Consider the following 12,844-nt stretch of genomic DNA (forward strand, 5'->3'; position numbering starts at 1 on the left):
AACGGCCGCAGGAAGGTTCCGCCAGGCGCGGCCGCGGGGAGGGCCCGGGATCCGTGCGGGCCGGCCCGCGCCGCCGGCGCGGCTCACCCCGGCAGCAGCGGCCGCGGGTCCACCGCCGTGCCGAACCAGTTCATCGCGAAATGCAGGTGCGGCCCGGTCACCCGCCCGGTGGCGCCGGAAAGCCCCAGCGTCTCGCCACGCTCCAGGCGCTGCCCCACCGCGCAATCCATCCGCGAGAGATGCGCGTGCAGCGTGCCGACGCCGTGGCCATGGTCCAGGATCACCGTGTTGCCGGTGAAGTAGAGGTCCTCGGCCAGCAGCACGCGCCCGGTGGCCGAGGCCTGGATCGGCGTGCCCACCGGCACCGCCACGTCCAGCCCCAGATGCGGCGCGCGCGGCTGCCCGTTCAGGATCCGGCGGCTGCCGTAGACGCCGCTGATCCGCCCGCGCGCCGGCCAGTCGAAGCCCGCCGCGAACCAGGCCTCCGGGCTGTCCGTGCGCCGCAGCGCGTTGAGCTTCGCCTGCTCCGCCCGGATGCGCTCCAGCTCCGCGGCGTTCGGCGTCACCATCCGGCCGGGCAGGCCCGACAGGTGCTGCTCCTGCCATTGGCGCGGCGCGACGGCGAGGCGCCGGGTCTCGGCGGCCCCGCGCGGCGGCCGGATCACCAGCACGGCCTCCGGCACCGCGTCGCGGCCGAAGCCGAAGACGAAGCTGCCATCCGCCCCCACCCGCACCGGCCGCCCGTCGAGAGTCAGCCGCGTGCCCGGCGGCGCATGGCCGATCAGCAGCCCCCCCTGCGCCGGCTCGCCGCGCCAGGAGACCGTGCCGGCCGGCGCGCCGTCCTGCGCCGGCTCCGGCGCGGCGGCGGCCGTGCCGGCATCCCGGGCGCAGCCGGCCAGCGACGCGAAGCCGAGCAGCGCGGCGCGCCGCCCCAGCAGCCGCGCCCGGGGCGCGACCGGGGAGAGGCAGGACGCATGGCCCGACGGACCGGAGGGCGGCGCGCCCGGCGCCCCGTCCGAAGCCACCGGAGCCGGCGGCGGCATCGCCCCGCCCCCGCTCACAGCAGCGCCTCCTGCTCCGGCGCCGGCGGCCGCCGGCGCCCCCGCGCGGCCCGCCCCGATCCCTCGGCCACCACGGCGACGGTCCCGTCCGCGAAGGCGAGGCTGAGCCCCTGCCCGGGCCTCACCGCCGCCGCCTGCATCACCGGCTCGCCCTCGGCGTCGCGCACCAGCGCGAAGCCGCGCGCCAGCACGGCCTGGTAGGAGACGCTCTCCAGCCGCGCCGAGGCCGCCTCCAGCCGCGTCCGCGCCTCGCGCAGCGTCGCCCGCAGCGGCGCGTCGTTGAACCGCAGCAGCGCCGGCGCGCCGCGCCGCGTCTCGGCGCCGCGCCGCCAGGCCGCGTCCAGCCGCTCGCCCAGCCGGCCGAGCCGCCCCCGGCCATCGGCCAGCACCTCGCGCGGGTGCGGCAGGCGTGCCGCCAGCCGGTCCAGCGCGGCGCGCCGCCGCTCCACCAGCGCCAGCCTCGCGCCGGCCAGCCGCTCCGCGCGGTCGTCCAGCCGCTGCCGCGCCGTGGCCAGCATCCCCGGCAGGTCCGGCAGGTGCCGCTCGGCCTGCACCAGCCGGAAGCGCGCCCGCTCCAGCGCCGCCTGCGCCGCCCGGGTCAGCCGCGCGCCGCGATGCGCCACCTCGGCCAGCAGGTCGAGCCGCGCCGGCACCGCCATCTCGGCGGCGGCGGTGGGCGTCGGCGCGCGGCGGTCGGAGACGTGGTCGATCAGCGTCGTGTCCGTCTCGTGCCCGACCGCCGAGATCAGCGGGATCCGGCAGGCGGCGGCGGCGCGCAGCACCGGCTCCTCGTTGAAGGCCATCAGGTCCTCCAGCGAGCCGCCGCCGCGCGCCACGATCAGCACGTCCGGCCGCGGCACGGGCCCGCCTTCGGGCAGGGCATCGAACCCCGCGATCGCCGCCGCGATGCGCCCCGCCGCCTCCGGCCCCTGCACCGGCACCGGCCACAGGATCAGCCGCCGCGGGAAGCGCCGCGCCAGCGTGGTGCGGATGTCGTGGAACACCGCCCCGCGCTCGGAGGTCACCACGCCGATCACCTCGGGCAGCAGCGGCAGGCGGCGCTTGCGGCCCTCGTCGAACAGCCCCTCGGCCAGCAGGCGCTGGCGCAGCGCCTCGATGCGCGCCAGCAACGCGCCCTCGCCCGCATATTCCAGCCGCTCGATGGAGAGCTGGTACTTGGAGCGGTCGGCATAGGTCGTCACCCGCCCCGTCGCGATCACCTCGACGCCGTTCTCGGGCGCGAGCCCCACCGTGCGCACCGCGCCCTTCCAGATCACCGCCTCCAGCTTGGCGCCGGCATCCTTGAGCGAGAGGTAGATGTGCCCCGACGGATACCGCTTCATCTCCGTGATCTCGCCGCGCACCCGCACGCGCCCGAAGGCGCCCTCCAGCGTGCGCTTGATGGCGCCGGAAAGCTCCGAGACCGCGTATTCGGGCAGGTTGGAGCGCGACTCCGGGGGTGGCAGCGTGTCCATCGCGGGAGCTTAGGGCGGGCGGGGGGCGGCGCCCAGCGCGGGCCAAGCCCCGGGTGCGCCCTGGGCGACATCTGCTGCGATGGGCGCTATGTTCGGCCCCGGAGGTTCCGCATGGGCGTCATCCAGCTCTCCGACGAGCTTCAGCACGCGATCGAGCGACAGGTGGCCGAGGGCAGGGCCGCCAGCCCGACGGCGTTCCTGGAGGAGGCCGTCATGCGCCTGATCGACGAAACGGCCGCGGAGGAGGACGAGCTTCGGCGGACCATCGAGGCCGGCTCGGCCGACATCGACGCCGGCCGCCACCGCACGGTGGCAACGCCCGATGACGAGCGACGGCTGCTGGACGAGATGATGGCGCGGCTCCGGTCCCGCCTCCCTGCCGGCGGATAGTGGCCTACCGCCTTGCCAGGACGGCGGAAGACCAGATCGACGCCCTCCTCCTCGACAGCGCGCGCGATCACGGCCTGGAGGCGGCAGGCCGGTACGGCCGGTTGATCCTGGCGGTCATGGCCGCCCTCGGGAAGGAGCCGTGCCTGATCGGATCGGTCGAGGTGCCCGGCCTCGCAGGCGTTCGTGCCTACCCGACCCGACTGGGACGGCGATGGGTCGAGCTGTCACACCGCGTCACGAATCCCCGCCACCTTGTCGTCTATCGCCTGGCGGCGGACGGCGTTGTCGAAGTCCTGGGCCTGGTCCACGACCGCATGGTGCTCTCCCGCGCTGCCCGGATGATTGTGAGGACGAACGACCGGCGTTGACGCGGGTGGACAGCAGATACTTGGACAGTAAAATCCTACTTCCGCTAATGAAGCAAAAATAAAGAATTCTGCACCGTCGCCCGAAGGCATTCAGATCAACGGCTCAGCGCTTGCAGAAGTCTGCACAGGTCGGTCCGGGGCTGTTCCCGGAAATCGATGGCAGGCCGATGACTGGCGGTCTGCCGCGCCCCGTGTCCGGAATCCTGCCTCCCACCCCTGCCCCCCGGCCCGCCGCCCCCACCCTCCCCCCGCCCCCAACCCGTGCTAAGCCCCGCCCATCGCGAACACGGAGGCGGAAACCATGCGGGTGCTGTTGGTCGGCGGCGGCGGGCGCGAGCATGCGCTGGCCTGGGCGCTCTCCGCCTCCTCGCTGCTCACGAAGCTCTGGTGCGCCCCCGGCAACGCCGGCATCGCCGCCCTGGCAGAGTGCGTCCCCATCCCCGCCGAGGACGTCCCCGCCCTCCTCGCCTTCGCCAGCGAGCAGCAGGTGGACCTCGTGGTCGCCGGCCCCGAGGCCCCGCTCACCCTCGGCCTCGCCGATGCCTGCGCCGGCGCCGGCATCCGCTGCTTCGGCCCCTCCGCCGCCGCCGCGCGCCTCGAAGGCAGCAAGAGCTTCATGAAGGAGGTCGCCGACGCCGCCGGCGCCCCCACCGCGCGCTGGCAACGCTTCGACGACCCCGAGGCCGCCCGCGCCTACATCCGCGCCCAGGGCGCCCCCATCGTGGTCAAGGCGGACGGCCTCGCCGCCGGCAAGGGCGTGGTGGTGGCGACGACCGTCGAGGAGGCGGAGGACGCCATCGCCGGGATCATGGAAAGCCGCGTCCACGGCACCGCCGGCGCCACCGTGGTGATCGAGGAATGCCTCGCCGGCGAGGAGATCTCCTTCTTCGCCCTCTGCGACGGCGAGACCGCCCTGCCGCTCGGCGCCGCGCAGGACCACAAGCGCGTCGGCGAGGGCGACACCGGCCCCAACACCGGCGGCATGGGCGCCTACTCCCCGCCCCCCGCCTTCACGCCCGAGCTCCAGGCGCAGGTGATGGCCAGCTGCATCCGCCCCACCCTGGCCGAGATGGCCCGCCGCGGCACCCCCTTCCGCGGCGTGCTCTTCGCCGGGCTGATGCTCACCGCCGAGGGCCCGAAGCTGCTCGAATACAACGTCCGCTTCGGCGATCCCGAATGCCAGGCGCTGATGGTGCGGCTGCGCTCGGACCTGCTCGCCGCCCTCCTCGCCGCCTGCGACGGCGAGCTGGCCAACATCGACCTGCGCTGGGAGCCGGTGCACAGCATCGTCGTGGTGATGGCCGCCGCCGGCTACCCCGGCCCCTACGCGAAGGGCACCGTGATCGGCGGCCTCGACCGCGCCGCCACCATCGACGGCGTCGAGGTGTTCCACGCCGGCACGGCGCGGCGCGACGGCGCGGTGGTGGCCACGGGCGGCCGCGTCCTCGGCATCACCGCCACCGGCCCCACCCTGCGCGCGGCGCGCGACGCCGCCTACGCGGCGGTGGACGCGCTGGACTGGCCGGAAGGCTTCTGCCGCCGCGACATCGGCTGGCGCGCGCTGGGCGGGGCGGGCTGAGCGGGGCGGGCGGGGCAGGCCGGCCGGGACGGATCGAACCGGTGATGTTTCTTCGCTGGCATGAAGTAGTTCGCCAACATACAACTCCCACCCGGGACGGTTCCCGGGGAGCCGGGCCGCAATCTTCCGGCCGGATGACCAGGCCATGCGATCGGTCACGAAACAGTTGACCTGGCGCTTCCGGACCATGGCCGGGGCCGTCACCCTCTGCCTGCTGATGCTGGCGGCGATCCCGATCGGGCAGTCGTACCACGACTACCGCCTGTCGATCCGGACCCAGGAGGAGCTGCGCGGCTTCCGCGCGCTGCTCGACGCCGCCAACGCCCTCTCCGCCGAGCGCGGCCCGGCGAACGCCGGCATGGCCGCCACCGACGCCGACGCCGATCCGTCCGCGGCGCTCGATTCGCAGCGCCGGCAGGTCGATGCCGCCCTGGCCGCGATCGAGGCCCGCCCCCTGCCCGGCCGGGAGGCGGCGCTGCTGGCCGGCGCCCGGCGCGCCCTGGCCGCCGCCCGCCTGGAGGTGGACCGGGTCCGCGCCACCCCGCACGCCGGGCGCACCCTGGCCGGGTTCGAGCAGGCGGTCGCCGCCATGTTCGGTGCCTGGGACGGCTTCCGCGAGGTGGTCGACGTCGCCGCGGCGAGCCTCGTCGCGCGGGACGAGGCGCTGTTCCCGGCGGTCTTCGCCGGCACCGCGCTCATGGACCTGCGCGAGCAGGCCGGGCGCGCCGGCTCCAACGTCATCGCGCCGATCGCCCTGCGGCAGCCGATGCCGGCGGCCAGCCTCGCCGCCTCCCGGACGACGCGCGGCCAGCTCGCGGCGCTCTGGCGCCTCTCGGCCATGCCGGACGACCTGCTGGCCGATCCCGCCAGGCTGCGCCGGATGCGCGCCGAGGTGGAGCGCCGGTTCCTCGGCGACGGGCTCGGGCTCGTCGACGCGATGATCGCGCAGGGCCTGTCGGGCAGCGGCTACGGCCTGACCGCCGCGGCCTTCACCGAACGCTTCGTCGCCACCTTCGGCCCCGTGCTGCGCCTCCAGTCGGCGGCGATCGACGCGGCGGCGGCGAGCCTCGCCGCGAAGCGCCGCGCGGCGGTGCTCCGCCTCGCGGCGCTCTCGGCCATGGCGCTCGCCCTGATCGGCCTCGCCATGCTCGCCGTCGTGCAGGTCGAGCGCCACCTGTTCCGCCCCCTGCTGCGGGCCCGCGACGAGGTGCTCGCCGTCGCCCTGGACGAGCCCGACGAGGGCAGCGCTCCACCCGCCGCCATGAACGAGATTGCGCAGCTCTTCACGGCCATCAGGGTGCTGCGGGAACGGATGCGGCAGCGCCGCCGGCTGATCCACGAGCTGCGGCAGATCGCGGCGACCGACAGCCTGACCGGCCTGCCGAACCGCGCCGCGCTGGAGCAGGCGGCCGTCGCGCTCGGCACCTCGCCCGACCGGATGGCGACGGCCTGCCTGCTCCTCGTCGACATCGACCGCTTCAAGTCCATCAACGACCGGCACGGGCACCTGGCCGGCGACCACGTGGTGCGCGCCGTGGCATGCCGGCTGCGCGACGCGTTCGGCGGGTCCGGCACCGTCGCCCGCTTCGGCGGCGACGAGTTCGCGGCCCTGGCGGCCTTCCCCTCGCCGGCCGACGCCACCGCCAAGGCGGAGGCGTTGCGCCACGACATCTGCGCGCGGCCGATCGGGCTGCCGGACCAGGAGGCCCGGGTCGCCGTCTCCGTCAGCATCGGCCTCGCCTTCGGCGCGCACGACTGGACCACGCTGGTGCGCCGGGCCGACGCCGCCCTCTACGAGGCCAAGGCGGCGGGCCGCAACGCCACGCGCGTGGCCTCGCCCTGACAGTGACGCCCGCGGCCCGGCGCCCGCCGGCCGCGGTTCAGAGCTGGCTGACCTCCGTCACGTCCATCGGCGCCTGGATCCAGTCGTAGCCCTCGCCGGCCCTGGCGACGTGGCCGAGGCCCGGCCAGGGGAAGTGGTAGGAGAGCACCGCCGTCCGGTCCGTCGCCAGCCGGTCGAGCATGCGGGCGCGGGTGCGGGCGGAGAGCTTCGGGTCGGTGTCGAAGGAGAATTCCCAGAGCGGCTGGCGCAGCAGCAGGACGTGGTGGTGCGCGAGGTCGCCGGTGTTGACCACCGTCCGCCCGTTCGAGGTGATGGCGTAGCAGCTGTGGCCGAGCGTGTGCCCGGGGCTGGCGAGGGCGAGGACGCCCGGCGCCACCTCCTGCCCGTCGCGCACCATCACCATGCGGTCGCGGTAGGCGCCGAGGTTCTTCTTCGCGCCGTCGATGAAGGCGGTCATGAATTCCGGGCCGCGCTTGTTGGCGTCGTCGGTCCAGAATTTCAGGTCGGTCTCGGTGATCGCCACCTGCGCGTTGGGGAAGTTGCGGTTGCCCTGCGCGTCCACCAGCGCCCAGCAATGGTCGCAATGCGCGTGGGTCAGCACCACGAGGTCGATCTGCTCCGGCTGGATGCCGGCGGCGCGCATGTTGCGGATCAGCCGGCCGGTGGTGGGGCCGAACATCTGGCTCGCCGGCCCCATGCTCTCGCCCATGCCGGTGTCGAACAGGATGAGCTGGCTGCCGGTGTTCAGCACCAGCGCGTTCTGCTCCAGGTTGGCCGCGTCCGTCGGCAGGAAGGCGCCGCGCATCAGCGCGTTGATCTGCTCGGGCGGCGAGGCGGGGAAGGCCGGCTCCGGCTTGCCGAGCGGCAGCCGCCCGTCGGAGATCACCGTCGCCTGGTAGTCGCCGATTCGGAATCGGTACCAGGCCGGCGGCAGGTCCTCGCGCATCGGCGCGCGCGCCTCGGCGACACCGGTGGCGAGGCCCGGCGGCAGCAGCGAGAGGCCGACGGCGGCCGCCGACGCGCCGAGCAGGGCCCGGCGAGAGATGCTTGGCATGGTTTCCTCCGGGGAGCTTCTCGTCCCGACGGCGGCGACGTTACCACCGGAAGGCGAGTGCCCCACAAGCGGAAACCTGCCGGGCGCCGCGCCGGACGGGGCGCGCCCGGTCAGTCCCCGTCCAGCTCCGGATAGTGCCGGAAGATGCCGTCGCCGAAGGGCAGCCGCCGGTCGCTCGACAGGTACTCCCGCAGCGCGTTCAGCGACGCCACCGCCTCGTGCAGCGCCACCACCCGGCCCAGCTTCGGCTCCAGCGTCGCCATGCGCCTCGGGAAGGCGAAGCGCAGCCCCTCCACCACCTGGAACAGCGACAGGTCCGCGTAGCTCCAGCGGCCGCCGCCCGCCAGCCAGCGCCCCTGCCATTCCAGCACGCGCTCGAACCAGCCGAGGAATTTCGGCATCCGGTGCTCGCGGAAGCTCCTCGCGCGCAGCAGCGCCGGCCCCTTCTGGTCCTCGTAGTACCGCTCGACGGCGACGGGGTGGTGCACGTCGTGCGCCTCGGCCACGAGGTCCATGATGGTGAGCTGGAGCTGGTTCACCCAGAGCCGCCCCGCCTGGTCCTCCGGCGCCAGCCCGTGCCGCTCGCCGAGGAAGAGCAGGATGTTGGCGGTCTGCCCGATGACGAGGTCGCCGGCGACGAGGTAGGGGGGCGCGAAGGGTGGCCGCTCGCGCTCGCGCCCGAGATCGGCCATCAGCGCCTCCTCGGACTCGCGGGCGCGGTCGCGGTAGCGGATGCCGCCCGCCTCCAGGGCGAGGCGCACGAACTCGCCGCGCCCGGGTATCCCGTCCCAGTACCAGAGATCGTAGGTCATGCCGGCCTCTCCCCTTTTCGCCGCATAACGGCGCGGGGCAGCCGGCGTTGCGGACCGTTCCGGCCGCGCGCGGTCAGAAGGCCGCGCGCACCCGCAGCGCGAACACCGAGACCGGGCCGCGGTCCCGGTTGTAGGCGGGGTTGACGACGAGCTGGTAGTCCGCCGCCGCGTTGATGCCGGGCGCGAGCCGGGCGTCGTAGTAGGTCTCCCAGATGAATTCGCGCCCGTAGGTCAGCCGGCCGTCGCCGGTGATGAAGCCGATGCCGCCCGCCTCCAGGAAGCGCCGGTGGCTGCGCGAGATGCCGCCCGAGTTGAACGCCGTGCCCACCGTGTCCCCCGGCCGCTCCCAGGGCCGGCCGTTCAACGACAGGCCGGCGGAGACGGCGTTGTCCATCTCGGTGAACATCCAGTTCTGCGCGCGCCCGTCGTTCCAGGAGAGCCGCACGAAGGCGCCGAGGTCGCGCGTCAGCCTCTGCTCGGCATTGAGCAGCAGCATGTGCTTGGGCCGGTAGCCGCCGGTCGGGTTGATGGCGGTGTCGGTGATGTCGCCGGCCAGCAGCTCGTCCCAGTTCTGCGAGCGGGTGCGGCTGTAGCCGTAGAGCAGCCGCACCGCCCCGGGCCGGTCGTTGACGTGGAAGTAGCGCGTCAGCTCGGCCAGCGCCTGGTAGCCGCGGAAGGGCTGCGGATCCAGGCTGAGGCCGTTGATCCGCCGCGCCACCTGGAAGGCGCCGGTGCGCAGCGCCCAGGTGCCGTTCTCCAGCTCCACCGCCACGCCGTTGGTGTAGCCGCGCGCATCCGCCGCGAAATCGACGCCCGCGCCGCCCACCAGCGCCCAGTTCATGAACTGGGTGCGCGGGTCGTGCGCGTAGCTGTTGTCGTCGAAGATGTCGTAGAGCGAGAGCTTGCCGGCGGTGATGGTCAGCCGGTCGCGCGGCAGCGGCTCGCGGAAGCGCAGCGGGTCGTTGTCCAGCTCCTCGGTCGGGATGCGGACGTCGGAGAGGGCGATGGTCTGGCGGAAGAAGGCGCGCGGGAAGTAGCCCGCGAGGTAGTTGGTGCCGAGCCGGAAGGCCTCGCCGTTGGGGAAGGCGGCGACGCCGGTGCTGTTGGAGATGCCGAAGCCCTGGCTGGTCTGGGCATCGACCACCACCTCCGCCCCCTGCCACAGCCGCCGCCCGATCGTGATGTCGGCCGAGAAGGTGTTGCGCGCCAGTGGCGCCGGGTGCAGCGATCCCGCCGCCCGGTAGGGCGAGGCGAAGCCGGCATTGCCCTGCAGGATGGCGGTGGCCTGGCCGCCGAGCAGCCAGCCCTGCGCCTCCAGCGCCGCGCGCCGCGCCTCCAGATCGGGAAAGATCGCGTCGCCGAGGTCGGCGCTGGGCAGGGCGGCGGCGCCGCGCGCGGTGGACTGCGCCCGGGCCGGGGCCGCCGGCGTCAGGGCCAACCCGAGGGCCAGTCCCAAGGTCAGCCCAACGCCGAAGGCGGCGGAACGGGGGGCGATTCGGGCGCGGCGTCGGCTGACCATGGCCCGGGGTTTAGCGTCGGCCATGTCGGAAGCGGAACCGGCGCGCGGCGCCAGGTCCGTGACAACTCGAAGAAACATCCCGGCCGCTTCCCGTGCCCTACGCCAGCGCCGCCGCCCCGCCCGCGCCCCGCGTCAGCCGGCCAGCATGTCCGCCAGCAGCTTGACGTTCAGCACCACGACGAGCGCCGCCGAGACCCAGCCCAGCACCGCCTGCCAGCGCGGCGCCGCCAGCGTGCCGAGGCGGCGCCGGTCGGTGACGAACATCACCAGCGGCAGCACGGCGAAGGGCAGTTGCAGCGAGAGCACCACCTGCGACAGCACCAGCAGCTCCGCCGTGCCGCTCTCGCCGTAGAGGAAGGCGACGACGATGGCCGGGATGATGGCGAGCAGCCGGGTGATCAGCCGCCGCAGCACCGGCGGCAGGCGGATGCGCAGGAAGCCCTCCATCACCACCTGCCCGGCCATGGTCGCGGTGACGGTGGAATTGAGGCCGGAGAGCAGCAGCGCCACGGCGAACAGCGTCGCCGCGCCGCCGCCCAGCAGCGGCACCAGGAGCTGGTAGGCGTCCTGGATCTCGGCCACCTCGGTATGGCCGCCCGTGTGGAACACCGCCGCCGCGACGATCAGGATCGAGGAGTTGACCAGCAGCGCCAGCGTCAGCGCGATGCAGGAATCGGCCGTCGCGAAGCGGATCGCCTCGCGCCGCCCGGCGGTGCTCTCCGGGTAGGCGCGGGACTGCACGGCGGCGGTGTGCAGGTACAGGTTGTGCGGCATCACCGTGGCGCCGATGATGCCCATGGCGAGGTAGAGCTGCCTCGGGTCGGTCACGACGGAGGCCGCCGGCAGGTAGCCGCGCAGCACCGCGCCCCAGTCCGGGCTCGACGCCGCGATCTGGAAGGCGAAGCAGGCCGCGATCAGCACCAGCAGCGCGATCACCACCGCCTCCAGCCAGCGCATGCCCTTGTGCTGGAGCCAGAGCAGCAGCATCGCGTCGAGCGCCGTCAGCGGCACGCCGACCACGAGCGGGATGCCGAACAGCAATTGCAGCGCGATCGCCGTGCCGATCAGCTCGGCGAGGTCGGTCGCGCAGATCGCCAGCTCCGCCATCGCCCAGAGCGCGACGCCGACCGGGCGCGGGTAGCGGTCGTGGCAGAGCTGGGCGAGGTCGCGCCCGGTGGCGATGCCGAGGCGCGCCGAGAGCGCCTGCAGCAGCATCGCCATCAGCGAGGAGAGCAGCGCCACCGAGAGCAGCGTGTAGCCGAAGGCCGAGCCGCCGGCGAGCGCGGTCGCCCAGTTGCCCGGGTCCATGTAGCCCACCGCGACCAGGTAGCCCGGCCCCGAGAAGGCCAGCAGCCGCCGCACCCAGCCCCCCGTCGCGCCGACCGGAACGGAGCGGTGCACTTCCGGCAGGCTGCCCATCGACGGATCGGGTGGAGCGGACGCGGCGGGGACCGGGGGACTCTCGGCGGAATCGACTCGCTTCAGCATGCACCCGACAGCGGCTTGGTGGCGGCGCGACAATGTAGCCTAGGGATCACTTCCGGTACATGGTGTTGTCCGCGCCCGGGCAAAGCCCCCGCGCCCCCGGCCGCGGCGGGGACCGGCGGGGCACCGGCCGCGGATCAGCGGATCAGCAGCCGCACCTCCACCGTCGCCGCCACCGGCCGGCCGCCCTCCAGCGCCGGGAACCACCGCCAGCCCCGCACCCCGCCCAGCACTGCCGCGTCGAGCCTCGGGCCGGGGCCGGGCACGGCGATCTCGGCGCGGGCGCTGCCCGGCGCCACGGCGAAGCGCAGCACCCGCGCGGCGCCGAGATAGAGGCGGCGCAGCTCCTCCGGCAGCGCCGGGTCCGGCCACGGGATGGCGCGCTCCAGCCGCCCCAGCCAGGCCGGTCGTCCGCCCCGCAGCGGGCTGTCCAGCGGACGGCCCGGCGGGCGGTGCGGTGCCCCCCGGCCAGGGCCTTCACGCAGCCGGCCGCCAGGCGGCGCCCGGAGCGCCCCGATCCTGCCGCGACACCATCCTGCTGCCCCGTCCCCATCATCGCCCCCCGGCACGAATCAGTCACCCATTCAGCAAAATGAATCCGAGGCTACATTTGGGCAAGCGGCGTCGCAGGCGCCATAATGGTGGCCGATGATGACGGTATCGGAGGCCGGGACCGGTCGCGTGGTGACAGAGGCAGAACAGGCGGCAGCGGAGCAGCGCGGCACGGAGCCGCCGCCGGCCGAACAGGCGACCCGGCACGCCCAGGCGCGCAAGGCCCGCGCCGGCGCGCTGCTGGAGGACTATGTCGAGCTGATCGACGACCTGATCGCCGCCGAGGGCGAGGCACGGGCGATCGACATCGCGCGCCGCCTCGGCGTCAGCCACGCCTCGGCGATCAAGGCGATCGCGCGCCTCAAGCGCGAGGGGCTGGCGAGCGCCAAGCCCTATCGCGGCGTGTTCCTGACCGAGTCAGGCCGCCTGCTGGCCGAGCGGATGCGCGCCCGCCATCGGCTGGTGGTGGACCTGCTCTGCGCCGTCGGCGTGCCGCGGGAGGTGGCCGAGACCGACGCCGAGGGCATCGAGCACCACGTCAGCGACGCCACCCTCGCCGCTTTCCGCCACTTCCTCAGGCGCGAGGGCTGACGCCGGCCCCGGCCTGCCGGCGCCGCGCCACACGCCCCCGTGCCTTTGACCACCGTGCCTTTGACCACCGTGCCTTTGACCACCGTGCCTTTGACCACCGTGCCTTTGACCACCG

The 12,844-nt window shown here is 74.4% G+C and carries 12 protein-coding genes; 5 read left to right on the top strand and 7 right to left on the bottom strand.

Annotated features, from left to right (window positions below; all coding sequences use genetic code 11):
* Positions 1-83: 83 nt before the first annotated feature.
* Entirely contained in the window at positions 84-1,061 is a 978-nt protein-coding gene (locus M0638_RS20565; RefSeq protein WP_248668883.1) for a M23 family metallopeptidase, read from the bottom strand.
* A complete protein-coding gene (xseA, locus tag M0638_RS20570) occupies positions 1,058-2,536 on the bottom strand; it encodes an exodeoxyribonuclease VII large subunit (RefSeq protein ID WP_248668884.1) in 1,479 nt (492 codons plus the stop codon). The genes M0638_RS20565 and xseA overlap by 4 nt, the downstream gene beginning before the upstream one ends.
* A 111-nt stretch (positions 2,537-2,647) precedes the next feature.
* On the opposite strand from xseA, the gene M0638_RS20575 reads away from it, so the two are divergent.
* The 4 genes from M0638_RS20575 to M0638_RS20590 all read left to right on the top strand — a co-directional run bounded on the left by M0638_RS20575 (position 2,648) and on the right by M0638_RS20590 (position 6,716).
* On the top strand, positions 2,648-2,926 hold the full coding sequence (locus M0638_RS20575; protein ID WP_248668885.1) for a ribbon-helix-helix domain-containing protein: 279 nt from the start codon (positions 2,648-2,650) through the stop codon (positions 2,924-2,926).
* Positions 2,926-3,294, top strand: coding sequence for a type II toxin-antitoxin system RelE/ParE family toxin (locus M0638_RS20580; RefSeq protein ID WP_248668886.1), 369 nt, complete (start codon positions 2,926-2,928; stop codon positions 3,292-3,294). The genes M0638_RS20575 and M0638_RS20580 overlap by 1 nt, the downstream gene beginning before the upstream one ends.
* A 301-nt stretch (positions 3,295-3,595) precedes the next feature.
* The gene (gene purD / locus M0638_RS20585) at positions 3,596-4,873 is read left to right on the top strand and encodes a phosphoribosylamine--glycine ligase (protein ID WP_248668887.1); all 1,278 of its coding nucleotides are present in this window, start codon (positions 3,596-3,598) and stop codon (positions 4,871-4,873) included.
* 145 nt (positions 4,874-5,018) lie between these two features.
* A complete protein-coding gene (locus M0638_RS20590; protein ID WP_248668888.1) occupies positions 5,019-6,716 on the top strand; it encodes a GGDEF domain-containing protein in 1,698 nt (565 codons plus the stop codon).
* Between the two features lie 37 nt (positions 6,717-6,753).
* Here the strand turns inward: M0638_RS20590 and M0638_RS20595 are convergent, their stop codons facing one another.
* The 5 genes from M0638_RS20595 to M0638_RS20620 all read right to left on the bottom strand — a co-directional run bounded on the left by M0638_RS20595 (position 6,754) and on the right by M0638_RS20620 (position 12,155).
* Positions 6,754-7,770 (bottom strand): MBL fold metallo-hydrolase, encoded by a 1,017-nt coding sequence (locus M0638_RS20595; protein ID WP_248668889.1) that lies wholly within the window; start codon positions 7,768-7,770, stop codon positions 6,754-6,756.
* Between the two features lie 110 nt (positions 7,771-7,880).
* The gene (locus tag M0638_RS20600; RefSeq protein WP_248668890.1) at positions 7,881-8,582 is read right to left on the bottom strand and encodes a glutathione S-transferase; all 702 of its coding nucleotides are present in this window, start codon (positions 8,580-8,582) and stop codon (positions 7,881-7,883) included.
* Positions 8,583-8,655: 73 nt separating this feature from the next.
* Positions 8,656-10,020: a carbohydrate porin gene (locus tag M0638_RS20605; RefSeq protein ID WP_248668891.1), complete on the bottom strand. Its 1,365-nt coding sequence runs from the start codon at positions 10,018-10,020 to the stop codon at positions 8,656-8,658.
* 213 nt (positions 10,021-10,233) lie between these two features.
* Complete coding sequence (locus M0638_RS20610; protein ID WP_248668892.1) at positions 10,234-11,520, bottom strand: Nramp family divalent metal transporter; 1,287 nt, start codon at positions 11,518-11,520, stop codon at positions 10,234-10,236.
* Between the two features lie 203 nt (positions 11,521-11,723).
* Positions 11,724-12,155, bottom strand: a complete 432-nt coding sequence (locus M0638_RS20620; protein ID WP_248668893.1) for an energy transducer TonB — start codon at positions 12,153-12,155, stop codon at positions 11,724-11,726.
* Between the two features lie 115 nt (positions 12,156-12,270).
* Between M0638_RS20620 and mntR the strand changes: the two genes are divergently transcribed.
* Positions 12,271-12,729: a manganese-binding transcriptional regulator MntR gene (mntR, locus tag M0638_RS20625; RefSeq protein ID WP_248668905.1), complete on the top strand. Its 459-nt coding sequence runs from the start codon at positions 12,271-12,273 to the stop codon at positions 12,727-12,729.
* Positions 12,730-12,844 lie beyond the last annotated feature (115 nt).

The organism is Roseomonas acroporae (assembly GCF_023223525.1).
GTDB lineage: Bacteria > Pseudomonadota > Alphaproteobacteria > Acetobacterales > Acetobacteraceae > Roseomonas_E > Roseomonas_E acroporae.

Coding starts and splice junctions, on each gene's coding strand:
- xseA (WP_248668884.1), bottom strand. CDS start 2,536: ATGGACACGCTGCCACCCCCGGAGTCGCGCTCCAACCTGCCCGAATAC.
- M0638_RS20575 (WP_248668885.1), top strand. CDS start 2,648: ATGGGCGTCATCCAGCTCTCCGACGAGCTTCAGCACGCGATCGAGCGA.
- purD (WP_248668887.1), top strand. CDS start 3,596: ATGCGGGTGCTGTTGGTCGGCGGCGGCGGGCGCGAGCATGCGCTGGCC.
- M0638_RS20590 (WP_248668888.1), top strand. CDS start 5,019: ATGCGATCGGTCACGAAACAGTTGACCTGGCGCTTCCGGACCATGGCC.
- M0638_RS20595 (WP_248668889.1), bottom strand. CDS start 7,770: ATGCCAAGCATCTCTCGCCGGGCCCTGCTCGGCGCGTCGGCGGCCGCC.
- M0638_RS20600 (WP_248668890.1), bottom strand. CDS start 8,582: ATGACCTACGATCTCTGGTACTGGGACGGGATACCCGGGCGCGGCGAG.
- M0638_RS20610 (WP_248668892.1), bottom strand. CDS start 11,520: ATGGGCAGCCTGCCGGAAGTGCACCGCTCCGTTCCGGTCGGCGCGACG.